This window comes from Streptomyces sp. FH025 (genome assembly GCF_017427025.1).
GTDB lineage: Bacteria > Actinomycetota > Actinomycetes > Streptomycetales > Streptomycetaceae > Kitasatospora.
Genome location: NZ_JAFLNG010000045.1, coordinates 1 through 22,423, shown reverse-complemented (window position 1 = coordinate 22,423; position 22,423 = coordinate 1). Strand labels below are relative to the sequence as shown.

The following is a 22,423-nucleotide window of genomic DNA, read 5'->3' as shown; positions in this document are numbered from 1 at the left end:
GGCTCCTCGTTCAGGGCGCGGGCCCGTACGCGGGGTGGCGCGAAACGTGCGGGGCGTACGGTCGGTACGCACCCGGCACGTGCGGCGCGCGGTGGCGCGCCGACGGGTGGGGCGGGTGTGCTGAGCGTGGTCGCGTGGACCGCTTCTGCTACGACCGTACGTGGACGGCGGGGCGCCCGTCTGCGGCACTTTGAGCCAACGGCGGCGCTTTCCGGGCAGTTCGAGGCGCGCTGACGGGCGCTTAGTGCCGCCCGCGCGCCCCCGGTTTCGGGTCGCGCCGGGGCGAGCGCCGCATGAGACGTGGTCAGGCGGCGGATATGCCAACGGCACGTACCGGTGGCGAGCCCGGCGGTCCGGTCCGCGCGGGCTCACTCGGGCAACGGTCGGTTCGCGCGGTGAGCCGGATCACCCGACCCGCTCCGTCGGAGGCCGCGGCGGCGGGCGATACGCTTCGTGCGCAGTCTTCTGCAAGTCGCTTGTCGCAGGTCACGCCGGTAGCAGAGCCGCACCGGCCGACGGAGGTGGAATCGGATGGCCCAGCAGGTCAAGGCAGTCATCGCGCGTGCCAAGGGCGCGCCCGTGGAGGTGACCACGATCGTGGTGCCGGATCCCGGCCCCGGCGAGGCGGTGGTCCGGATCCAGGCTTGCGGTGTCTGCCACACCGACCTCCACTACCGCGAGGGCGGCATCAACGACGAGTTCCCGTTCCTGCTCGGCCACGAGGCCGCGGGCATCGTCGAGTCGGTCGGCGAGGGCGTCACCGAGGTCGAGCCCGGTGACTTCGTGGTCCTCAACTGGCGCGCGGTGTGCGGCCAGTGCCGCGCCTGCAAGCGCGGACGCCCGCAGTACTGCTTCAACACCCACAACGCCAAGCAGAAGATGACGCTGCTGGACGGCACCGAGCTGTCCCCGGCCCTGGGCATCGGCGCCTTCGCCGAGAAGACCCTGGTCGCCGCCGGGCAGTGCACCAAGGTGGACCCGGCCGCCGAGCCGGCCGTCGCGGGCCTGCTGGGCTGCGGCGTGATGGCGGGCCTCGGCGCCGCGATCAACACCGGCGGCGTGGGCCGGGGCGACTCCGTCGCGGTGATCGGCTGCGGCGGCGTCGGCGGCGCGGCCGTGATGGGCTCCCGGCTGGCGGGCGCGGCGAAGATCATCGCCGTGGACATCGACGACCGCAAGCTGGAGACGGCCCGCAAGCTCGGCGCCACCCACACCGTCAACTCCCGCACCACCGACGCGGTCGAGGCGATCCGCGAGCTCACCGGCGGCAACGGCGCGGACGTCGTCGTGGAGGCCGTCGGCCGCCCGGAGACGTACAAGCAGGCCTTCTACGCCCGGGACCTCGCCGGCACCGTCGTCCTGGTCGGCGTGCCCACCCCGGAGATGACCCTCGAACTGCCGCTGCTGGACGTCTTCGGCCGCGGCGGCGCGCTCAAGTCCTCCTGGTACGGCGACTGCCTGCCCTCCCGGGACTTCCCGATGCTGATCGACCTCTACCTCCAGGGCCGCCTCGACCTCGGCGCCTTCGTCACCGAGACCATCGAACTGGACGCGGTGGAGCAGGCCTTCGAGCGCATGCACCACGGCGACGTGCTCCGCTCGGTGGTGGTCCTGTGACGCCCCGCATCGACCGCCTCGTCACCGCCGGAACGTTCGAGCTCGACGGCGGCAGCTGGGAGGTGGAGAACAACGTCTGGATCGTCGGCGACGACGAGGAGGCGGTGGTGATCGACGCCGCGCACGACGCCGAGGCCATCGAGGCCGCGCTCGGCGGGCGCCGGCTGCTGGCGATCGTCTCCACCCACGCGCACAACGACCACATCGACGCCGCCCCGGCCCTGGCCGAGCGCACCGGTGCGCCGATCCTGCTGCACCCGGACGACCTGCCGCTGTGGAAACTCACCCACCCCGAGCGGCTCCCGGACGGCGAACTCGCCGACGGGCAGCGGATCGAGGTGGCCGGCACCGCGCTGACCGTGCTGCACACCCCGGGCCACGCGCCGGGTGCGGTCTGCCTGTACGCGCCGGAGCTGGGCACCGTCTTCACCGGCGACACCCTCTTCCAGGGCGGTCCGGGCGCGACCGGTCGGTCGTTCTCGCACTTCCCGACCATCATCGACTCGATCCGCGAGCGGCTGCTGTCGCTCCCGGCCGAGACGGTGGTGCGCACCGGCCACGGGGACCCGACCACGATCGGCGCCGAGGCCCCGGCCCTGCCGGAGTGGATCGCGCGCGGCCACTGAGGCCGTAGGGGCTGGTACGGCGAGAGCGTCGGTTCGTACGGCCCCGGGGGATTCGACCGTTCCCCGGGGCCGTACGATCGCGATCATGGCCCACGACCCGCGCGACCTCGACGACGCCTTCCTCGCCTTCTGGCGCGAGCGGCACATCGCCACCCTCACCACCACCCGCCCCGACGGCACGCCGCACGTGGTGCCGGTCGGCGTGACCTTCCAGCCGGAGGCGGGCATCGCCCGGGTGATCACCAGCCGCACCAGCCGCAAGGCGCGCAACGTCGAGGCGGCCGGGCCGCAGGGGCTGCGGGTCGCGGTCTGCCAGGTGGACCGGGCCCGCTGGTCCACCCTGGAGGGCGTGGCGGTGCTGCGGGACGCGCCCGAGCAGGTCGCCGACGCGGAGCGGCGCTACGCCGAGCGCTACCGCGAGCCCCGGGTGAACCCGGACCGGGTGGTCATCGAGATCACCGTCGACCGGGTGCTCGGCCGGGCCTGAGGGCCTCTCCCGACCCGGCTACTCGGCGAGCGCGGGGGCGATCCGGCGCAGCACCGACGGCCAGCCCTGCCCCATGCCCTGGTGCGCCTGCCGGCCCATCGGGGTGTCCAGGTCGAAGCCCGCGTGCTCCAGCAGCAGCCGCGTCCCGTGGCCCTCGGGCACCAGCCGCCAGGTGACGGTGGTGTCCAGCGTCCCCTCGGCGAAGCGGTACTTCAGCAGCCGCTCGACCTCCACCTCGACCACCTGGCAGGGCTGCTGCCCGAACGGCCCCATGTCCAGCGTGAACCGGTGCCCCACCACCGCCTTCACATCCCCGGCGGCCCACCACCGCGCGTGCAGCTCCGGATCGGTCAGCGCCTCCCACACCCGCGAGGGCGGGTACGGCAGGAACTCGTCGCAGTGGATCGCGGCCTTCTCGGTCATGAACTCTCCTCGTCCAGGAGCTCGCGCAGCGAGCGCATCCGCGCCCGCCAGTAGTGCTCGAAGGGGTGGAGCCACTCCTCGACCTCGGCGAGCGGGGCGGGCTCCAGGTGGTAGTAGCGGTGTCGCCCCCTCGGCTCCTCGCGCACCAGCCGGGCGTTCCGCAGCACCGCCAGGTGCTCGGACACGGCCGGCCGGCTGAGCTCGAACTCCCCAGCCAGCTCACCCGCCGCCCGCGGCCCCTCCCGCAGGCTCTCCAGGAGCCTGCGCCGCACGGGATTGGCCAGCGCGCTGAAGACATCGACGTCCGCCATGCCCCCACCATGCGTCGGAGATCTCCGACATGTCAACTTTTCCCGACGCGTGGCTCGCTCTCGGACGGACTTTCGCGAGGCTGCGGGTTGCCGTTGAGGGCGAGGAAGGCAGCCGGTCGGGCGCCGTGGAAACAGCTGCGAGAACCCGGGGTCGACGATCTTCTGATCTCCGCAGAACGAGGAATGGCGCTGGCCCTGGTGATGTCGCACGCGTACGGTCCCGCTGCCCGGAGGGTTCCCCGCGATTGGCATGCCGGATTGACACGTGGATCAAACTGCAACTAGCGTTGTTGCAGTTGGATCGGCGAGGCGACCACCACGAAGGGGTCACGGTGAGCATCAGCAGTAGGAGCGCGGTCGCGATTCACGCACTCACCATGCTGGGGCGCTGGGATCGCTCGCTGACCTCCGCAGAGATCGCGGAGAGCCTGGCCAGCAATCCGGTTCTGGTGCGGCGGATCCTCGGCAGCCTGCGGGATGCCGATCTGGTCTGGTCCGCCGAGGGACGCAACGGCGGCTGGTCGCTTGCCCGGCCCGCCCGCGAGATCACGCTCTACGACGCGTACACCGCCGTGGAGGCGGGGCCGATCCTTTCGCGGCACCCGCATCCGCCGAGCGCCGAATGCGAGGTGGGGCGGAACATGCAGAGACTGCTCGAGGTGGAGTTCCAGGACGCGGAGCGGGCCATGAAGGAACGGCTCGGGCGGACGACGATCGCCCACCTCGTCCAGCAAGTGCTGGACAGTGAGCGTGAGGTCGCACAACGCGTCATCAGCTGACCGATGGCGGAGGCATTGTCCTCCGCCCTCTTTTTGCCTTAACTGTAACTATCATGGTGGCGGAAAGTCACCCGAAGGGGCTCGTATGACTTCCACGTCGACAGCGACCGAGCGGACCGGCTCAGGACTGGGCTTACTGGTCGTGCTGATGCCGGCGATCCTCGCCACGGTCACGGCCAGTGACATGGTCAATCTGATGCTTCCGACGATCGGGTCCGAGTTTGGGGCCTCCGAGGCGGAACTCGCCTGGGTCGTCACCGGTTTCCTGCTGATGCTCTCGGTCGGGATTCCCCTGTACGGCCGCATTTCGGACCGCGTGAGCCTGCGTCGTCTCTTCGCCTTCGCGCTCCTCACGTACGCCGTCGGGAGCCTGATCTGCGCGATCTCCCCGAGTCTGGCCGCGCTCGTGGCCGGGCGGATCGTGACGGGCATCGGCGCGGCCGCGATTCCCGTGCTCTCGATCATCGCCGTCACGACGCTGCTGCCGCCGGAGCGGCGCGGTGTCGGGATCGGCGTCGTCTCCGCCGGAGCGGGTGTCGGCACCGCAGCTGGACCGGCGTTGGGCGGCGGCATCGGAGAAGCGCTCGGCTGGCCCGCGCTGTTCTGGATCATGCTCGTGGTCTCGCTGCTGCTGCTCTTCCCGGCCCTGCGCGTACTTCCGGACGAGACTCCGCAGGGCTCGGGCCGGCTCGACCTCGCTGGCGGCATGCTCCTCGGCCTCGGAGCCGGTCTCGTCCTGTTCGGCATGACCCGGGCTCAGGTCTCCGGCTTCACCGACCCCCTGTCCTGGGGCAGCCTCGTGGTGGCGATCGCGGCGCTCGTGCTCTTCGGGGTGCGCACCATCCGTGTCGACCAGCCGTTCGTTCCGCCGTCGCTGTTCACCAATCGCGTCTACCGGACCGGCATCCTCGTCGCGTTCCTGGCCATGGTCGTCAACCTCGGCGGTCTGGTGTTCGTCCCGCTGCTGCTGGTGGAGGTCAACGAACTCACCCCGGGCAAGGGCGCCTTGGTCATGATCCCGGCCGGAGTCGTGACCGCGCTCCTCTCGCCGTGGATCGGACGCCTCGCCGGCCGCGTCAACACGCGGGTCCTGGTGCTCTCCGGGCTCGGCCTCATCGGGCTGTTCTCGCTGTTCCTCTCGTCCTTCACCGGCGGCTCCTCGGTGGTCTTCGCCGGTGTCGGGGTCCTCGGGCTGAGCATCGGCTTCATGCTCGTGATGACCACCATCATCGGGGCCGCAGCGAGCGAACTGCCCCCCGAGCAGGTCGGTGTCGGCCTCGGGATCCTCCAGGGCGCCCAGTTCCTCGGGGCCGGTACCGGCCCCGCCGTGTTCGGTGTGCTGGTGTCCGCGAGGCAGCAGGGCGGCCGTGACGCCATCAACCCCCTCTACTCCGGTCACCACGGCTCGGCCTACTCCGATGTCTTCCTGGCCATGGCCGCGCTCGTCGTCCTCACACTCATCGTCGCGTCACGGATGCGCCCCGCGGTCGGCTCCGGGGCCGAGGCCGGACCGAGGACCGAGGCAGCGCCGGCGCAAGAAGTGAACAACGTTCAGTAGGGGCGCGACTGCCCCGGATCCAGGGCGCACCAGATCCACCAAGTGGTGGTTGACGAGCGTGCGAGCGACAAGGGGACCGGCAGGACCACGAAGCGGACTTCCTCTCAAGAGGACAGGGAATACGAGGCGTTGTACGCGGGGCGCGCTCCTTCGACGGCGCCGCCCCCGGTGAGGTGCTGGTTCCCTGGGACATCGGTGAGCCCCAGCGGGCCGTCAGGTGGTCTCGGAGCGGTCGTTGGCGGAGGCGTCGGCGATGCCGGCGCGGAGGAGTTGGTGGCCGAGGTCGATGAGGGCGCGGGCGGCGGCGTACTCGTCGCCGATCTCGGGGACGGGTGGGTCGTTCGGGTTGCGGTGGGCGGTGGTGCGGGACTGCAGGGTGTTGTCGCCGGTGTCGAGGACGGCGTGGACCTTGGTCGTGTCGCCCTCCTCGAAGAGGTCGAGGCGGAGGGTCCACCGCTTGGTGCGTGTCGGTGTCGGCGTCGGTGCCGGGGTGTGGGTGGTCATGGGTCCGGTCCTCCGTGCGGCCGGGCGGGTGCGGGCCCGCCCGGCAGGTCGGTCGGGTCAGCTGCCGCGGGTGATCTCGATGGTGCGCGCGGGCTTCCTGGTCTCGCCGATGGGTGCGCGGACGGTCAGGACGCCCTGGTCGTAGGCGGCGGTCACGTCCTCCTCGCGGACGCCGGCGGGCAGCCGGACGCTGCGGGTGAACGAGCCGTAGCGGAACTCGGAGCGGTGCTTCTCCTTCTTCTCCTCGGTGCGTTCGGCCCGGACGGTCAGGACGCCGTCGTCGACGCTGATCGTGATGTCCTTGTCGGGGTCGACGCCGGGGAGTTCGGCCTTGAGCTGGTAGACCCCGTCGGTCTCGGACTCCTCGATGCGGATCACGTGCTCGCCCTCCGGAACGCGGAGGTCGAGCGGGAAGTCCTCGAAGAGGTCCGGCAGGGACGGCCACCGGGGGGCGAAGGGGAATCTTCTGAGCAGTTCACTGGCCATGACGGCCTCCAGTGGGACGGGTTGCGGTACTTCCATGGTCGGACGGTCGTGGTGCGACGGCCTCCCTGAGGGCGCTGCGGGAGACCGGGACGAGGAGGTCGACGAGCCGCTCGACGACGTCGCGCAGCAGGTCGTCGACGGTCAGGACGCCGACCGGGCGGCCGTCGTCGAGGACGGGAAGGCGGCGGACACCGGTACGACGGAAGTCGCGGTAGGCGGTGTCGAGGTCGGCATCGGCGTCCACGGTGGCGACCGGAGTGGTCATGAGTTCCGAGACCGGTCGAGCGGGGTCGTGGTCGTGGGCGAGCCCGCGGACGGTCAGGTCGCGGTCGGTGAGGATGCCCAGCAGTCGGTCGTCGTCCGTGACGAGGACGCAGCCGACCGCCTCCAGTTCCATCCGGCGGGCGGCCTCGAAGGCCGTCGTGGTGGGGCCGACGGTGACGGGTGGGGCGGTCATCAGGTCAACGGCCCTCATGATGCGAGCGTTCTTCCGGCGCCGTCGAGCGAGATCTCGACCTCGGGCGGGTGGTCGAGCGTGTTCTTCACCGCGCAGTGGCGGACGACCGCGAGCAGACCGGCCTCCAACTCGGGCGGCAGACCGGGCGCGGTGACCTCGATGGACACCGAGGCGATCCGGGCCGGGCGGTCCTGGGCCATGGTGTAGTCGGCGGTGACGTGCAGGCCGTCGCGGCTGAGACCGTGGCGGTCGAGGTAGCCGCCGGCGTAGTGGGCGGTGCAGGAGGCCAGGGCGGAGGCGCACAGTTCGACCGAGGTCGGCGCGGTGTCCGCGCCGCCCGCGTCGAGGGGCTGGTCGACGGCCAGGGCGTGTGACCGGACACCGATGGCGTACATGTCTCCCGCCACCGCGTCCACCTCGATCCGCCCGGGCCGCACGGCCTGGGGGCGATCGACGGCGGCGGCCTGGCGCAGCAGCATTCCGGCCAGCCGGCGGGCCTCGGCCGGGGTGAGCGGGATCCAGACCTGCTGCGTGTCGTACGGCTCGCGGTTCGTGTCGAGCACGACCCGGCCGGTTTCCGGCAGGACCGCCGGGGTGAAGCGGGACACCGCGATGGTCCGTCCGCACGCGGTGCGCATCAGCTGCTGGGTGGTGGTGCGGGAATCGTCGGTCAGCACGGCCGTGCCTCCGGTGTTCAGGGCCCGCGGTGGTGAACCGGGCCTCTGCCGTCCAGCAGACCGCCGTCGGGCCGGCACCGGCAGGGCCGTTCGGCCCGCAGGTGGGCCCCATCGGCGGGAGGGGGACGGTCGGGGTGGCGCGGTCGCGACACCCGGTGCCACTCGGCCGACCGCTCAGGGCCGTTGGACCCTCGCCCGGCACCGCCGGAACGGCGGATGCTCGAATCACCGGCGCTCCCCGCCGGAAGCAGGGAGTGAACCACCATGACCACCGAAACCGCCCTCACCGCCTCCGACCTGCGGCTGCTCGCGGAGGCAGGGACCCTGGCGCCATCGCTGCACAACAGCCAGCCCTGGCGCTTCCGCCCGACGCCCGACCTGCTCGGCCTGGAGGTCCTCGCCGACCTCGGCCGGACCGTGCCCGCCGCCGATCCGGACGGCAGAGCGCTGCACATCTCGATCGGCGCCGCCCTGTTCAACCTGCGGGTGGCCGCCGCCCACCTCGGCCGCGCGGCCGAGGTCCGGCTGCTCCCGTCCGGCGAGGACGGACAACCGCGGGCCGTGCTCGACCTGTCCGCACCGGCCCGCACGCCGTCGCCCTTCGGCCCCGACCTCTACCCGGTCGTTCCGAAGCGCCACTCCAGCCGTCACGCGTTCACCAACCGGGACGTCCCCGAGGCGCTCGTCGGCGAACTCATCGTGGCCGCCCGGGAGGAGGGCGTCACGCTCACCATGCTGGAGGAGCACGACGTGCGTCGGGTCCTCGCCCTCACCGCGGAGGCCGAGGCCCGGATCGCCGCCGACGTCACCCGCGAGGCCGAGACCCGGCGCTGGCTGCGCGTGGAACCGTCCTACGACGGCATCCCGCTCGCGGCCCTCGGCTCGCACGACCGCGACGCCCGCGTCCCGATGCGCGGCTTCACCGGCCACCCTCCGCACCACGCCACCCCGGCCGAGCGCTTCGAGGCCCTGCCCCAACTCGCCACCCTCGTCACGCACTTCGACCACCAGGCCGACTGGCTGCGCACCGGGCAGGCGATGGAACGGGTCTGGCTGCTCGCCACCGCCCACGGCCTGCGCGCCTCCGTCCTGCACCAGGCCGTCGAGATCCCCGACACCCGCTGGCGCCTGCGCGACACGGCCGAGGGCCCCGGCCACGTCCAGCTCGTGCTGCGCCTCGGCTACGGCCCGCCCGGTACGGCCGCCCCGCGGCGCCCGGTGGAGGACGTCCTCCTCGACCCGGTGGAGGCGGCGGGGTAGCGGGCCGACCGGCATGGCGTCACCCCGCCCCCGCTACTCCGGGACGAGGACCGCTACGCCGGTGACGCGGTCCGCGGCGAGGTCGGCGAGGGCGGTGTCGGCACGGCGCAGCGGGTAGCGGCGCACGCGGACCACCGGGCGGGTCCGGGCGGCCTCCGCCAGGTAGGCCCGCCCGTCGGCCCGGGTGTTGGCGGTGACGCTGCGCAGCGTGCGCTCCTGGAAGAGGTGCCGCTGGTAGTCGAGCGCGGGGATGTCGCTGAGGTGGATGCCGGCCACCGCGAGCGTGCCGCCCCGGTCCAGGGCCGCGAGGGCGACCGGCACCAGCTCGCCGGCCGGGGCGAACAGGATGGCGGCGTCCAGCGGTTCGGGCGGCGGGTCGTACGAGTCGCCGGCGAAGCCCGCGCCGAGCTCCAGCGCCAGCCGCCGGGCCGCCGCGTCCCGGGTGAACACGTGCACCCGGGCGCCCCGGGCGAGGGCGGCCTGGGCGGTCAGGTGCGCGGAGGCACCGAAGCCGTAGATCCCCAGCAGCCCGCCCGGAGGCAGTTCGGCCCGCTCCAGCGCCCGGTGGCCGATGATGCCCGCGCACAGCAGCGGGGCGAGCTCCTCGGCGGGTGGACCCTCGGGCAGCCGGTAGGCGAAACGGGAGTCCGCGGTCACCCGGCCGGCGTAGCCGCCGTGCCGGTCCCAGCCGGTGTAGTGGGAGTCCGGGCAGAGGTTCTCCCGGCCGGCCCGGCAGTAGGCGCAGACTCCGCAGGTCCCGGCCAGCCAGGCCACCCCGGCGCGGTCCCCGACCGCGAACTCCTCGACGGCCGACCCGACCGCCCGCACGTGCCCGACCACCTCGTGCCCCGGCGTGCACCTCGCCACCCTGGGGGAGAGGTCCCCCTCCGCGAGGTGCAGGTCCGTGCGGCACACCCCGCACGCCTCCACCTCCACCAGGATCTCCTGCGGCCCGGGCGCGGGCAGCGGCCGCCGCTCCCACACCAACGGGCCGGTCTCCATCGGTCCCGGCCGGGCCACGACCCAGCCCTCGGTCTGCTCCGCCGTGTCCATCGCCGCCTCGCGTGTCCTCGCCCCCGCCCCCAGGATCGTCCAGGCGCGCTGACCGCGCACACGGGTGAGCGCCCGGGCCGGGGCCGGATGCCGCCCGTCCGGGGCCGACCGGCCCCGTGCGGGATCGCCGGGAGCGTCGGACAGTGGGAGTACGGCGCCGCACGCCGAGGAGTCGCGGGCGGTGAACCGGAGGAGGGCCGATGGAGACGACGACGGCACCGCTCGCGGAACTGGACCGAGAGGGCCTGGCCGCGCTGGTCGAGGACCTGCGGCAGCGCGGATTCACCGTGATCGGGCCCACCGTGCGCGGCGACGCGATCGTGCTGGCCGAACTGGCCTCGGCGCAGGAGCTGCCGTACGGCTGGGGTGTCGAGACCGAGGCCGGCCGCTACCGGCTGCGCCGGCGCGAGGACGGTGCGGCCTTCGCCCACTCCGCCGGGCCGCAGTCCTGGAAGACCTTCCTGCACCCGCCCCGGGCCCGGCTCTGGCAGGCCGACCGGAGCGAGGACGGCACCGTCACCGTCCGTGAGGACGACGAGCCGCCGCCCCGCTACGCCTTCCTCGGCGTGCGCCCGTGCGACCTGCGCGCGATCGCCGTCCAGGACCGGGTGCTGACCGGCGGCGCCCACGTCGACCCCGTGTACGGGCGGAGGCGCTCCGGCGCGTTCCTCGTCGTGGCCGAGTGCACCGAGCCGGGCGGCGTCTGCTTCTGCGCCTCGATGGGCACCGGACCGGGCCTGCCGCCGGGAGCGCCGCCGTACGACCTGGCGCTCACGGAGACGGTGGAACCGGACGGGCCGCACTACGTGGTCCGCGCCGGCAGCCCGGAAGGGGAGGAGGTCCTCGCCGGGCTCCCCACCCGGCCCACCGACGGCGAGCGCGCCCGCGCGGCCGTCGCCGAGGCCGCCGGCCGGATGGGCCGGGAGATGGACGCCACCGACCTGCGCTCGCTGATGGCCGGCACGATGACCGCCGAACGCTGGGACCAGGTCGCGAACCGCTGCCTGACCTGCGGCAACTGCACCATGGTCTGCCCCACCTGCTTCTGCACCACCACCGAGGAGGTCACCGACCTCACCGGTGACCACGCCGAACGGTGGCGCCGCTGGGACTCCTGCTTCGACCTCGACTTCTCGTACCTGCACGGCACCGGCCCGGTGCGGTCCTCCGCCCGCAGCCGCTACCGCCAGTGGCTCACCCACAAGGTCGGTACCTGGCACGACCAGTTCGGCGAGTCCGGCTGCGTCGGCTGCGGCCGCTGCATCGCCTGGTGCCCGGTCGGCATCGACATCACCGAGGAGGTCGCCGCTCTGCGCGCCGAGAGCGCCCCGCCCGAGGGAGCACCGTGATGCACGCGATGACCCCCGTCCCGTACCGGGTGCTGGCCCGCCGCCGGGAGAGCGCCGACACCGTCACCCTCGACCTCGTCGCGGCGGGCGCCCCGCTGCGGACGTTCCGCCCCGGGCAGTACGCGATGCTGTACGCCTTCGGGGTCGGCGAGATCCCGCTCTCCGTCAGCGGAATCGACGGGCCCGTCCTCCGGCACACCGTCCGCGCGGTCGGCAAGGTCAGCGAGGCGCTGTGCCGGGCCGGGCGCGGCGACCTGATCGGCGCGCGCGGACCGTACGGCACGGCCTGGCGCACCCCGCCGAGCCACAGCGACGTGCTGATCGTCTCCGGCGGCATCGGGCTCGCCCCGCTGCGCCCGCTGATCGAGGAAGTCCTGAACGGGGAGGCGGAGTTCGGGACGCTCGCGGTGCTCACCGGCTACCGGGACCCCGGCGAGCAGCTGTTCCTCGAAGACCTGTCGCTCTGGCGCGCCCGGGCGGACGTCCTGGTCACCGTCGACCATCCCGAGCCCGGCTGGAGCGGCGCCACCGGGCTGGTCACCGGACTGCTGGACGCCGCCGCCTTCCGGCCCGACCACTGCGCCGCCTACCTGTGCGGGCCGGAGGCGATGATGCGCGCCACCGCACGGGACCTGCTGCGCCGGGGCGTTGCCGCCGAGCGCGTCCAGGTCTCGCTGGAGCGCAACATGCGCTGCGCCACCGGCTGGTGCGGCCACTGCCAGCTCGGCCCCGTCCTGCTCTGCCGGGACGGCCCGATCCTCGGCTGGGACCGCGCCGAGAGCCTGCTGTCCACCCCGGAGGTGTGAACACCGTGCGCGTCCCCCGACTGGCCGTCTGGAAGTTCTCCTCCTGCGACGGCTGCCAGCTCACCCTCCTCGACTGCGAGGACGAACTCCTCGCGCTCGCCGGGCGGATCGAGATCGGCTACTTCCTGGAGGCGTCCCGCCGCGAGCTGCCGCCGCCCTACGACCTCTCCCTGGTCGAGGGCTCCGTCGCCGCCGGCGCCGACCTGGAGCGCGTCCGGCGGGTCCGCGAGCAGTCCCGGTACCTGGTGACCATCGGCGCCTGCGCCACCGCCGGCGGTGTCCAGGCCCTGCGCAACCTGGTGGGCCTGCCCGACTACCAGGCCGTCGTCTACGCCCGCCCCGAGTACGTTGACAGCCTCGAACGCTCCACCCCGATCTCCGCCCATGTGAAGGTCGACCTGGAGCTGCGCGGCTGCCCGATCGACAAGCGGCAGCTGCTGGAGGTCATCACCGCCTACCTCGCCGACCGCAAGCCCGACATCCCCACCCACAGCGTCTGCTTCGAGTGCAAGCTGCGCGGCACCACCTGCGTCACCGTCGCCCACGGCACCCCGTGCCTCGGCCCGGTCACCCAGGCCGGCTGCGGCGCCATCTGCCCGGCGTACGGGCGCGGCTGCTACGGCTGCTTCGGCCCGATGGAGACGCCGAACACCCGCGCCATGCTGCCGCTGCTGCGCCGCGACGGCGTGACGACGGCGGACGCCGCCCGGCTCTACCGCACCTTCAACGCCGAGGCCCCCGCCTTCGCGGAGGCCGCCCGGCAGACGACGGAGGACGACGGATGACCCACCGCACCCAACGGCTGCTCACCGTCGGCGCGCTGGCCCGTGTCGAGGGCGAGGGCGCGCTGCGCGTCTCGGTCCGCGACGACCGGGTGGAGGCCGTCCGGCTGGACATCTACGAACCCCCGCGCTACTTCGAGGCGCTGCTGCGCGGCCGCCGGTACACCGAGCCGCCCGACCTCACCTCCCGCATCTGCGGGATCTGCCCGGTCGCGTACCAGATGAGCGCCTGCCGTGCGGTGGAGGACGCCTGTGGGGTGGTGGTGGACGGCCAACTCGCCCAGCTGCGGCGGCTGTTGTACTGCGGGGAGTGGATCGAGAGCCACACCCTGCACATCTACCTGCTGCACGCCCCCGACTTCCTGGACCTGCCGGACGCGCTGGCTCTCGCCCGTACCGACGCGGCCCTGCTCCAGCGCGGGCTGCGGCTGAAGAAGGCCGGGAACGGGATCGTCGAGGTCCTCGGCGGGCGGGCGATCCACCCGGTGAACGTCCGGATCGGCGGCTTCCACCGTCTTCCGGCCAGGGACGAACTCGACCACCTGGCGGCGGTGTTGCGCCAGGCGCGGACGGACGCCGAGGAAACCCTCGGCTGGGTGGCCGGGTTCGACTTCCCGCCGCTGGCCGTGCGGCACGAACTGCTCGCGCTCACCGAACCCGACGGTTACGCCATCGACTCCGGCACCCCCACCGGCACCCTCGGCGGGCCCTTCCCGCTGCGGGACTTCGAGGAGCGCGTCCGGGAACACCAGGTGCCGCACTCCACCGCCCTGCACGCCACGCTCGACGGCCGGCCCCACCTCACCGGGCCGCTCGCGCGCTGGAACCTCTCCAGCGAGCGGCTCCCGGCGGAGATCCGGGCCCTGGCCGCCGAGGCCGGGCTCGGTCCGCGCTGCGACAACCCCTTCCGCAGCATCGTGGTCCGGGCAGTGGAGGTGCTGTGGGCCGTCACCGAGGCGCAGCGGATCATCGAAGGGTACGAGCCGCCGCCGGCCCCGGCCGTCCCGGTGGAGCCGCGTGCGGGCACCGGGTACGGTGCCACCGAGGCCCCGCGCGGGCTGCTGTTCCACCGCTACGACATCGATGCCGACGGCCTCGTCCGGCGGGCCGTCATCGTCCCGCCGACCGCCCAGAACCAGACCGCCATCGAGGCCGATCTGCGGGACTTCGTCCAAGCCCGACTCCACCTGGACGACGCCGAGTTGACGCGTCGGTGCGAGCAGGCGATCCGCAACTACGACCCGTGCATCTCCTGCGCGGCGCACTTCCTCACCCTCACCGTGGACCGGAGCTGACGGAGATGGGATCCCACCGGACCGTGGTCATCGGCGTCGGCAACGAGTACCGCCACGACGACGGCGTCGCCGTGGCCGTCCTCGCGGAGCTCGCGGCCCAGGACCTCCCCGCCGACCGCCTCACCCTGTGCGACGGCGAGCCCACCCGGCTGATGGAGCTGTGGGAGGGTGCCGATCTGGCCGTCGTGATCGACGCGGTGCACGGTCACCCCGGCGAGCCGGGCCGGATCCACCGGGTCACCGTCGACGCCGACCACCTGCTCGCGGATCCCCTCGCGGACGAGGCGGCGGCGGCCGGCACCCACGGCCTGGGTCTCGGCCACGCCGTCGCCCTGGCCGCCGCGCTCGCCCGGCTGCCGCGCGAGCTGCTGATCGTCGCCGTCGAGGGCGAGGACTTCTCGATCGGTGAGGGGCTGAGCCCGGCCGTCGCCCGGGCGGTGCCGCAGGTCGTCGCGGAGGTCCGCCGGGCGGTGGACGGGCACGGAGCGTAGCGGGTCCGTCCGTGAACGCGCTGCCCGCTGTCCTCAGCGCTCGCGTGCCGGGCCCGGCGGGCCGTAGCCGCCGCCGCCCGGGGTGCGGATCTCCAGGGCGTCGCCGGCCGCGAGTTCGGCGCTGCCGCAGCCGGGCAGGGTCTCGGTGCGGCCGTCGGCGCGCAGGACGCGGTTGGTGCCGAGGGCGCCGGGGGAGCCGCCCGCCAGGCCGTAGGGCGGGACGCGGCGGTGGCCGGAGAGCAGGCTGACCGTCATCGGTTCGCGGAAGCGCAGCCGGCGCAGCGCGCCGTCGCCGCCCCGCCAGCGGCCTTCGCCGCCGCTGCCGGGGCGGACGGCGAACTCCTCGACCAGGACCGGGAGCCGCCACTCCAGGACCTCGGGGTCGGTGAGTCGGGAGTTGGTCATGTGGGTCTGGACGACGTCGGCGCCGTCGAAGCCCGGACCGGCGCCGGAGCCGGAGGCGATGGTCTCGTAGTACTGGTGGCGGGAGTTCCCGAAGCTGAGGTTGTTCATGGTGCCGGAGCCTTCCGCCTGGACGCCGAGCGCGGCGTAGAGGGCACCGGTGATGGCCTGGGAGGTCTCGACGTTGCCGGCGGCGACGGCGGCGGGGTACTCCGGGGCGAGCATCGAGCCGGGCGGGACGACGATCCGCAGCGGGCGCAGGCAGCCGTCGTTGAGCGGGATGTCGTCGTCGACGAGGGTACGGAAGACGTACAGCACGGCGGCGGTGACGACGGCGGAGGGCGCGTTGAGGTTGCCGTCGAGCTGGGGAGAGGTGCCGGTGAAGTCGATGGTGGCGCTGCGGCTGTGGCGGTCGACGCGCACCGAGACGGCGATCACGGCGCCGGAGTCCGTCTCGTAGCGGTAGGAGCCGTCGCGCAGCCCGTCGACGGCCCGGCGCACCGCCTGCTCGGCGTTGTCCTGGACGTGCCGCATGTAGGCCTGGACGACGTCGAGGCCGAAGTGCCCGATCATCGCGTTGACCTCGTCGACGCCCTTGCGGTTGGCGGCGATCTGGGCGCGCAGGTCGGCGAGGTTGGTGTCCGGGTCGCGGGACGGGTACGGCGCCCCGGTGAGCAGCCGTACGGTCTCGGCCTCGCGCAGCCGCCCGTCCACCACCAGCGGCCAGTTGTCGAGGAGCACGCCCTCCTCGTGGATCTCGCGGCTGTCGGCGGGCATCGAGCCGGGGGTGATGCCGCCGATCTCGGCGTGGTGGCCCCGGGAGGCGACGAAGAACAGGACGTCCTTCCCGGCGGGGTCGAAGACCGGGGTCACCACGGTGATGTCCGGCAGGTGGGTACCGCCGTGGTACGGGTCGTTGACGGCGTAGGTGTCGCCCGGGCGCAGTCGCGGACCGCGTTTGCGGATCACCTCCTTGACGGTGGTGCCCATCGAGCCGAGGTGGACGGGGATGTGCGGGGCGTTGGCGACGAGGTTGCCGTCCGGGTCGAAGAGCGCGCAGGAGAAGTCCAGCCGCTCCTTGATGTTGACCGACTGGGCGGTGGATTCCAGCCGGGCGCCCATCTGTTCGGCAATCGCCATGAAGAGGCTGTTGAAGACCTCCAGCAGGACGGGGTCGGCGATGGTCCCCACGGTCTCCTCGTCGGGTGCCCGTACCTGCTCGACCAGCAGGTGTCCGGTGGGGGTGGCCGTGGCCCTCCAGCCGTCGTCCACGACGGTGGTCGCGTTGGCCTCGGCGATCACCGCGGGGCCGGTCACGGTGTCGCCGGCCCGCATCGACTCGCGCTCCAGCAGGGGGACTTGGCGCCACTGGCCGCCGGAGAACATGGGCACATCGGTGGGTTCGGCGGGCGCGTCGGCGGTGGTGGGGGAGAGGGCGGCGAGCTCGGGCTGCTCGGTGAGGCCGGTGGCCTCGACGGAGAGCGCCTCGATCACGACCGGCCGGTCCATCAGGAAGGAGTAGGCGGCCCGGTGCCGCTCCTCGAACTCGGCCTCCATGGCGGCCGGTTCACCCAGCGGCACGCCGATCGCGGTGTCGGTCCCCCGGTAGCGCAGCCGGGCCCGGTACGTCAGCCGGATCCGGTCCGGCGGGACGCCCTGGTCGAGCAGCTCGGCCTCCGCCGCCCGCGCCAGCTCCTCGGCCAGAGCGCGTGCGGCGCTCATCTCGCCTTCCCCCAGGGGCTGTTCGACGGCGTGTTCGCGTAGGACGGTGGTGTCGGCGAGGCCGATGCCGAGCGCGGACAGGACCCCGGCCATCGGCGGGACCAGGACGGTGCGGATGCCGAGCGCCTCGGCCACCGGGCAGGCGACCTGCCCGCCCGCGCCGCCGAAGGTGGTCAGCGCGTAGCGGGTGACGTCGTGGCCCCGCTGGACGGAGATCCGCTTGATCGCGTTGGCGATGTCGCCCACCGCGATGCGCAGGAAGCCCTCGGCCACCTCCTCCTCCGACCGGTCGCCGATCTCCTCGGCCAGATCGGTGAAGTGACGTCTCGTCACATCCTGGTCGAGCGGCTGGTCGCCGTCCGGTCCGAAGACCTTCGGGAAGTGCCCGGCCTGGATCCGGCCGAGCAGCAGGTTGGCATCGGTGACGGTCGGCGGCCCGCCGCGCCGGTAGCAGGCGGGCCCCGGATCCGCCCCGGCCGAGTCCGGGCCGACCCGCAGGCGTTCGCCGTCGAAGCGCAGCACCGATCCGCCGCCCGCCGCGACGGTGTGGATGGCCAGCATCGGCGCCCGCAGCCGCACCCCGGCGACCTGGGTGGTCACCACCCGCTCGTACTCGCCCGCGAAGTGCGACACGTCGGTGGAGGTGCCGCCCATGTCGAATCCGATCACCCGTTCGTAGTCGGCCAGTTGGGACATCCGCACCATGCCGACGATGCCGCCGGCCGGGCCGGAGAGGATCGCGTCCTTGCCGCGGAAGTGGCCGGCCTCGGCCAGGCCGCCGTTGGACTGCATGAACATCAGCCGGACTCCGGCCAGTTCGTCCGCCACCCGCCGTACGTAGCGGCGCAGACCGGGGCCGAGGTAGGCGTCGACGACGGCGGTGTCCCCGCGCGGCACCAGTTTCATCAGCGGGCTCGCCTCGCTGGACAGCGAGACCTGGTCGAAGCCGAGCCGCTCGGCGAGCCGGCCGATCTCCCGTTCGTGCGCGGGGTGCAGGTAGCTGTGCAGGCAGACCACGGCGAGGGACCGGACGCCGTCGCGCAGGCAGCCGCGCAGGTCCTCGGCGAGCCGGTCGAGGTCGGGAGGGCGCAGCACCTCGCCGTCGGCGGCGATCCGTTCGTCCACCTCGACCACCCGGGCGTACAGCGGCTCGGGCAGCACGATCTCGCGGGCGAAGATCCGCGGCCGGTTCTGGTAGCCGATCCGCAGCGCGTCCGCGAACCCGCGGGTGATGACCAGCGCGGTCGGCTCGCCGGTGCGTTCCAGCAGGGCGTTGGTGGCCACCGTGGTGCCCATCCGGACGGCCTCGATGTCGGCCCCGGGCGGCAGCAGGGCCCGGATCCCCGCCACGGCGGGGTCCCGGTAGCGGGCGGGATCGTGCGACAGGAGCTTGTGGGTCAGCAGACGGCCGTCCGGGGCCAGCGCGACCAGGTCGGTGAAGGTCCCGCCCCGGTCCACCCAGAACTGCCAGCCCCTGGATGTCATCACCGGCTCCCTCCGCCGTGCCGCGTGTCGTCGCCGCGTGCGCGAGTGGCCCCGCGCACGAGTATCCGGCCGGGCGAAGTCGGCGGGCAACCGGGACATACTGATCGAACAGGACGTGCTGAGCCTGCGGGCGGACCCCGCGCTGGGGCCGATGCCGGTGGCCGACCGGGGCATGGTGTGCCACGAGCCCACGGCGCTCCTGCTCCGGGAGGCGACCGCCCTGGCGGGCCTGCCGTAGACCTCAGGCCGGGGGCCGCGAGAACAGCACCGCGTGGCGGGCGATCGACGCCGCGTGCTCGGCGCACTGCTGGTAGCAGCAGGACAGCAGCACCAGATCGGCGGTGTCGACCTGGTCCGCGAACGCCCCCGGGAGCAGCAGCTCGTACAGCAGCCGCTGCCGTTGGGCGACCTCGTGCAGTTCCGTCAGCACGTCCGCCACCTCCTCGGGCGCGCCGGACTCCAGGGAGTCGGCCGCCCGCGCGACGAGGGCCAGGGAGGCGTCCGCGATCCCGCGCAAGGGGGCCAGCAGCCGCTCGCCGAACGGCTCCCGCTCCTGCCGCGCCCAGGCCGCCTCCAGCAGGCGCTCCACCAACTGCCCGAGCGCCTCGACCGCACACCCGGTGTGGACGCCGACGACGACCCCGGCCGGCCCGCCGAGCGTTCCGGCGGCGTCCTCCTCGATCCGCGACCGCAGGTCCGCGAGGGCCTTCTCCGCCTCCGGAACCCCGTCGACATCGGTGGCCGGACCGGTCAGTACGGCCGTCGTCCCGACCAGAGCGGTGTGGGCCAGCCGTACCAGAGCGGCCAGCTCGCCGATCAGGGCGCGGTACGCGCCGTCCGCGACGTCGGACATCCCGTGCACTCCCGTCCTCCGGCCCCCCCGACGGCCCCTCGACCAGTGTCGCCCCGCCGCCGTGGGCGGCTCCAGCCCGGCCCCGGAACCGTGCACCGCGGTGGGGCCGATCGGCCCCGAGGGGCGAAGCCGAACGGGCACCGGTGCCCGCTCCCGTACGGCCCTATGGGCACCGGCACGGGGGAGCGAACCTGGGCGTGGGGGCGGTGCGCGCAGGCGCGGTGGGGCCCGACGGGTTCGAGCGGCGCGCACGCGCGCCGTCGCAACCGCCTACGGCCGGATCACGGAGGCCCAGCCATGACCGAACCTGTCATCGTCGGTGTGGACAGCTCCGGACGGAGCCTGCGCGCCCTGGTGTGGGCCTCCCACGAGGCCGCACTGCGCGGGGCCCCGCTGCGCGTCGTCCACGTGCTGCCCACCTGGGAGCACGACATCCCCTTCCACCCGCCCGGCATGTGGCGCACCGTCCGTGACCGGGGCGCGGACATCGTGGCCGAGGCCGCCGCGATGGCGAAGGAGAACTACCCGGACCTGGACGTGTCGCCCGAGCTGATCATCGGCCGCCCGCCGAAGGTCTTCGTCGACGCGTCCGCGCACGCGAGCGCCATCGTGCTGGGCGCCCGGGGCGAGGGCGGGCTGGGCAACGTCCTGCTCGGCTCGGTCAGCCTCCAGGTCGCCGGGCACGCGGCCGCCCCGGTCGTGGTGGTCGGCTACGTCAACAGCGGCCACGACCGCGTCCTGGTCGGCACGGACGGCTCCGAGACCTCCTCGGCGGCGCTCGCCTACGCCTTCGAGGAGGCGTCCCTGCGCAGGGCCGCGCTGCACGTCCTCCAGACCTGGGGCATGCCGATGCCCACGGAGCCCAGCGCCGAGGAGCCGGATCCCGAGCAGATGGCGGCCCGGTACCGCCGGGAGCTGGACGAGCAGCTCGCCGGGCTGCGCGCCCGGCACCCGGACGTCAAGGTGCAGGAGGAACTGCTCCGCTCCTGGCCGAGCCTGGAACTGATCCGGGCATCGGAGCGGTCCGACCTCGTGGTGGTCGGCTCCCGCGGCAAGGGCGGTTTCCACGGGCTCGCCCTGGGATCCGTCAGCCACGCGCTGTTGCAGTACGCGATGTGCCCGGTGGCGGTGGTCAGCCCGAGGAGCGGGGCGGTGGGCGGGGCCTGAGCCGGCCGCGCCGCGACCGGGCCGGGCCGAGTCCTTCGGGATTCGGCCCGGCCCGGCGGCGGTTCGGCGGTTGAGCGCGGTTGAGCGCGGTTGAGCGGTGTCGGCGGTGACGGTTCAGACCAGGTGCGCGTCAGACCATCAGACCAGGTGCGCGCCCCAGGCACGGGCGCGGTCGAGCTCGCCGGCGCGCAGCGGGCCGTCGGTGCCCTCCACGATGAAGCCCTCGGGTTCGGCGACCACGTCGTAGTGGTGGCCGGAGAGCCGGTGGGCGATGCCCTCGGCCGCTCCGCCGGCATGGGGCGTCGCGACGCGGGTGTCGAACGCGGCGGCGTAGGTGCCGGGTTCGGTGTCCGGCAGGTCGTGGAACCAGGACCGCAGGCCCGGCCCCTCGGCGGTCGTCCGGGCTTCGGCGGCGGCGTCCTCGTGGCCTTCCTTCCTGCCCTCGGCGGCGGCGGCCATCCGGCGGCTCAGTCCGGAGGACATGCCGTGCAGGTGGGTCGGGCCGCCGACCACCAGCAGGTCCGCCGTCCGGGTCATCTCGCTGTCGGCGTCGGCCACCGGGAGGCAGTCGACGGAGGCCTCCGGGTCGGCCTGGTGCACGCCCTCGGCGATCGCCTCGGCGATCTCGCGGGTGTTCCCGTACATGCTTTCGTACACGATCACGGTGTGCATGGTCTCCACCTTTCGTCATTCCCAGGCTCGCTCCGGGGGCACCCCCGGGGCACGGGCCGTTCGGCCCCGTTCGGCCCGCCGGGCGGGCCGGTCGACGGCGGTCGGCGCGGTGTGCCGGCCGGGTGGTTCAGCCCGGCGAGGCGGGCACCGTGATGACCGGGCAGTGCGCGCGGTGCAGCAGGCCGTGGGGGACGGAGCCCAGGCGCATGCCGGTGAAGCCGCCCCCGCCCCGACGGCCGACGACCACGGCGAGGGCGTGCTCGGAGGCGGCGCCCAGTTCCTCGACGGGGTGGCCGTGCACCAGCTCGTGGGTCACCGCCACGTCGGGGTGGAGCTCGCGGCGGCCGGCGGTCGACTCGAAGAGCAGCCGGCGGAGGATCTCCGTGGTGGCGTCGTCGTCGAGGTTGCCGACCGGCGGGCGCTGCCAGACCCACAGGACGCGCAGGGCGGCGCGCCGCTCGGCCGCCAGGTCGAAGGCGAAGTCGACGGCGGCGGCCGAGGACGGGCTGCCGTCCACGCCGAGCACGACGTACGGAGGGTCCTGGGTGACGTGTTCGGGGTCGCGGACGACGACCACCGGGCAGTGGGACTGGGCGCTCACCGGAACGGCGACCGAGTACACGCTCATCGCCTCCTGGAGCCGGTTCAGCCGGCGCGAGCCGAGCACCACCAGCTCGGCGTACGCGGACTCCCGGCACAGCGCCAGGGCCGGGAGCTCCTCGGTGACCTCCGTCGTCAGCGCCAGGCCCGGGTGCCGCTCCCAGGCCGCGCGGGCGGCCCGGTCGAGCGCCTGGTCGGCGCGCTCGCGCAGGGCCTTGTGGTACCGGCCCTGGTCGAAGGGGCGGAACTCGCGGAACAGCGACGGAACGGCGTGCACCAGCCGCAGCGGCAGGCCCCGTCGGTCGGCCTCGTCGGAGGCCCAGGCGGCGGTCATCCGGCCGGTGTCGAGCGCGTCGACGCCGAGGACGACGGAACGGACCCCGTCGTAGGGACTCACGGATGTCATGGCTCCTCCTCCGGTACGGCGGCCGGGCCCCTCTCCCACGTCAGGCAGGCCCGGTACCCCGGCGATCGGTCAGTCGGCGAAGAGGTGCAGGCCGGACGAGTCGGTCACGGCGGCGTCCTCGTGCTCGTGCTCGTCCTCGTCCTCGTGCCGGAAGT

The 22,423-nt window shown here is 73.7% G+C and carries 24 protein-coding genes; 13 read left to right on the top strand and 11 right to left on the bottom strand.

Annotated elements, in window-relative coordinates; all coding sequences use genetic code 11:
- Positions 1-531 precede the first annotated feature (531 nt).
- From J0670_RS05695 to J0670_RS05685, 3 genes are all read left to right on the top strand, one after another.
- Positions 532-1,617: an S-(hydroxymethyl)mycothiol dehydrogenase gene (locus tag J0670_RS05695; RefSeq protein ID WP_207810242.1), complete on the top strand. Its 1,086-nt coding sequence runs from the start codon at positions 532-534 to the stop codon at positions 1,615-1,617.
- Positions 1,614-2,243, top strand: coding sequence for an MBL fold metallo-hydrolase (locus J0670_RS05690; protein ID WP_207810240.1), 630 nt, complete (start codon positions 1,614-1,616; stop codon positions 2,241-2,243). The genes J0670_RS05695 and J0670_RS05690 overlap by 4 nt, the downstream gene beginning before the upstream one ends.
- Before the next feature lie 85 nt (positions 2,244-2,328).
- Entirely contained in the window at positions 2,329-2,730 is a 402-nt protein-coding gene (locus J0670_RS05685) for a pyridoxamine 5'-phosphate oxidase family protein (RefSeq protein WP_207810238.1), read from the top strand.
- A gap of 18 nt (positions 2,731-2,748) precedes the next feature.
- Here J0670_RS05685 and J0670_RS05680 read toward each other — a convergent pair whose 3' ends face one another.
- Together J0670_RS05680 and J0670_RS05675 are read right to left on the bottom strand one after the other, a co-directional pair.
- Positions 2,749-3,153, bottom strand: a complete 405-nt coding sequence (locus tag J0670_RS05680; protein ID WP_207810236.1) for an SRPBCC domain-containing protein — start codon at positions 3,151-3,153, stop codon at positions 2,749-2,751.
- A complete protein-coding gene (locus J0670_RS05675) occupies positions 3,150-3,464 on the bottom strand; it encodes a helix-turn-helix transcriptional regulator (RefSeq protein ID WP_207810234.1) in 315 nt (104 codons plus the stop codon). Before J0670_RS05675 ends, J0670_RS05680 begins: the two co-directional genes overlap by 4 nt.
- 332 nt (positions 3,465-3,796) lie before the next feature.
- Here J0670_RS05675 and J0670_RS40175 point away from each other — a divergent pair, with 332 nt between their 5' ends.
- On the top strand, positions 3,797-4,243 hold the full coding sequence (locus tag J0670_RS40175; protein ID WP_307806395.1) for an Rrf2 family transcriptional regulator: 447 nt from the start codon (positions 3,797-3,799) through the stop codon (positions 4,241-4,243).
- Complete coding sequence (locus tag J0670_RS05665) at positions 4,215-5,801, top strand: MFS transporter (protein WP_207810231.1); 1,587 nt, start codon at positions 4,215-4,217, stop codon at positions 5,799-5,801. The genes J0670_RS40175 and J0670_RS05665 overlap by 29 nt, the downstream gene beginning before the upstream one ends.
- A 213-nt stretch (positions 5,802-6,014) precedes the next feature.
- Here the strand turns inward: J0670_RS05665 and J0670_RS05660 are convergent, their stop codons facing one another.
- From J0670_RS05660 to J0670_RS05645, 4 genes are read right to left on the bottom strand one after another with little or no spacing between them, the layout of a single operon-like run.
- Entirely contained in the window at positions 6,015-6,305 is a 291-nt protein-coding gene (locus tag J0670_RS05660; protein WP_207810229.1) for a dsRBD fold-containing protein, read from the bottom strand.
- Between the two features lie 57 nt (positions 6,306-6,362).
- The gene (locus J0670_RS05655) at positions 6,363-6,791 is read right to left on the bottom strand and encodes an Hsp20/alpha crystallin family protein (RefSeq protein ID WP_207810227.1); all 429 of its coding nucleotides are present in this window, start codon (positions 6,789-6,791) and stop codon (positions 6,363-6,365) included.
- Positions 6,781-7,266 (bottom strand): CBS domain-containing protein, encoded by a 486-nt coding sequence (locus J0670_RS05650; protein WP_207810225.1) that lies wholly within the window; start codon positions 7,264-7,266, stop codon positions 6,781-6,783. The genes J0670_RS05655 and J0670_RS05650 overlap by 11 nt, the downstream gene beginning before the upstream one ends.
- Positions 7,263-7,925, bottom strand: a complete 663-nt coding sequence (locus J0670_RS05645; RefSeq protein WP_307806394.1) for an OsmC family protein — start codon at positions 7,923-7,925, stop codon at positions 7,263-7,265. Before J0670_RS05645 ends, J0670_RS05650 begins: the two co-directional genes overlap by 4 nt.
- A 264-nt stretch (positions 7,926-8,189) precedes the next feature.
- Here J0670_RS05645 and J0670_RS05640 point away from each other — a divergent pair, with 264 nt between their 5' ends.
- Complete coding sequence (locus J0670_RS05640) at positions 8,190-9,185, top strand: nitroreductase family protein (protein WP_207810223.1); 996 nt, start codon at positions 8,190-8,192, stop codon at positions 9,183-9,185.
- Positions 9,186-9,218: 33 nt separating this feature from the next.
- Here J0670_RS05640 and J0670_RS05635 read toward each other — a convergent pair whose 3' ends face one another.
- Positions 9,219-10,238 carry a zinc-dependent alcohol dehydrogenase family protein gene (locus tag J0670_RS05635; RefSeq protein ID WP_207810221.1) on the bottom strand — a complete coding sequence of 340 codons (1,020 nt, stop codon included), beginning with the start codon at positions 10,236-10,238 and terminating at the stop codon, positions 9,219-9,221.
- A 200-nt stretch (positions 10,239-10,438) separates the two neighbouring features.
- Here J0670_RS05635 and J0670_RS05630 point away from each other — a divergent pair, with 200 nt between their 5' ends.
- The 5 genes from J0670_RS05630 to J0670_RS05610 are packed head-to-tail and all read left to right on the top strand — an operon-like array spanning position 10,439 to position 14,961.
- On the top strand, positions 10,439-11,587 hold the full coding sequence (locus tag J0670_RS05630; RefSeq protein WP_207810219.1) for a 4Fe-4S dicluster domain-containing protein: 1,149 nt from the start codon (positions 10,439-10,441) through the stop codon (positions 11,585-11,587).
- Positions 11,588-11,595: 8 nt separating this feature from the next.
- Entirely contained in the window at positions 11,596-12,393 is a 798-nt protein-coding gene (locus J0670_RS05625) for an FAD/NAD(P)-binding protein (RefSeq protein WP_207810244.1), read from the top strand.
- A 5-nt stretch (positions 12,394-12,398) separates the two neighbouring features.
- Complete coding sequence (locus J0670_RS05620; RefSeq protein WP_207810217.1) at positions 12,399-13,178, top strand: oxidoreductase; 780 nt, start codon at positions 12,399-12,401, stop codon at positions 13,176-13,178.
- Positions 13,175-14,470: a Ni/Fe hydrogenase subunit alpha gene (locus J0670_RS05615; RefSeq protein ID WP_207810216.1), complete on the top strand. Its 1,296-nt coding sequence runs from the start codon at positions 13,175-13,177 to the stop codon at positions 14,468-14,470. Before J0670_RS05620 ends, J0670_RS05615 begins: the two co-directional genes overlap by 4 nt.
- A 5-nt stretch (positions 14,471-14,475) precedes the next feature.
- The gene (locus J0670_RS05610) at positions 14,476-14,961 is read left to right on the top strand and encodes a hydrogenase maturation protease (protein WP_207810214.1); all 486 of its coding nucleotides are present in this window, start codon (positions 14,476-14,478) and stop codon (positions 14,959-14,961) included.
- A gap of 33 nt (positions 14,962-14,994) precedes the next feature.
- On the opposite strand, the gene J0670_RS05605 is transcribed toward J0670_RS05610, so the two are convergent.
- Entirely contained in the window at positions 14,995-18,570 is a 3,576-nt protein-coding gene (locus J0670_RS05605; RefSeq protein WP_207810212.1) for a hydantoinase B/oxoprolinase family protein, read from the bottom strand.
- Positions 18,571-18,607: 37 nt separating this feature from the next.
- Between J0670_RS05605 and J0670_RS05600 the strand changes: the two genes are divergently transcribed.
- Positions 18,608-18,808: a hypothetical protein gene (locus tag J0670_RS05600; RefSeq protein WP_207810210.1), complete on the top strand. Its 201-nt coding sequence runs from the start codon at positions 18,608-18,610 to the stop codon at positions 18,806-18,808.
- Positions 18,809-18,811: 3 nt separating this feature from the next.
- Here the strand turns inward: J0670_RS05600 and J0670_RS05595 are convergent, their stop codons facing one another.
- The gene (locus tag J0670_RS05595; RefSeq protein ID WP_207810209.1) at positions 18,812-19,423 is read right to left on the bottom strand and encodes a hypothetical protein; all 612 of its coding nucleotides are present in this window, start codon (positions 19,421-19,423) and stop codon (positions 18,812-18,814) included.
- A gap of 297 nt (positions 19,424-19,720) precedes the next feature.
- Here J0670_RS05595 and J0670_RS05590 point away from each other — a divergent pair, with 297 nt between their 5' ends.
- The gene (locus J0670_RS05590; protein WP_207810207.1) at positions 19,721-20,590 is read left to right on the top strand and encodes a universal stress protein; all 870 of its coding nucleotides are present in this window, start codon (positions 19,721-19,723) and stop codon (positions 20,588-20,590) included.
- 138 nt (positions 20,591-20,728) lie between these two features.
- Here J0670_RS05590 and J0670_RS05585 read toward each other — a convergent pair whose 3' ends face one another.
- The gene (locus tag J0670_RS05585; protein ID WP_207810205.1) at positions 20,729-21,262 is read right to left on the bottom strand and encodes a flavodoxin domain-containing protein; all 534 of its coding nucleotides are present in this window, start codon (positions 21,260-21,262) and stop codon (positions 20,729-20,731) included.
- Positions 21,263-21,389: 127 nt separating this feature from the next.
- A complete protein-coding gene (locus tag J0670_RS05580; protein WP_207810203.1) occupies positions 21,390-22,268 on the bottom strand; it encodes a universal stress protein in 879 nt (292 codons plus the stop codon).
- Positions 22,269-22,423 lie beyond the last annotated feature (155 nt).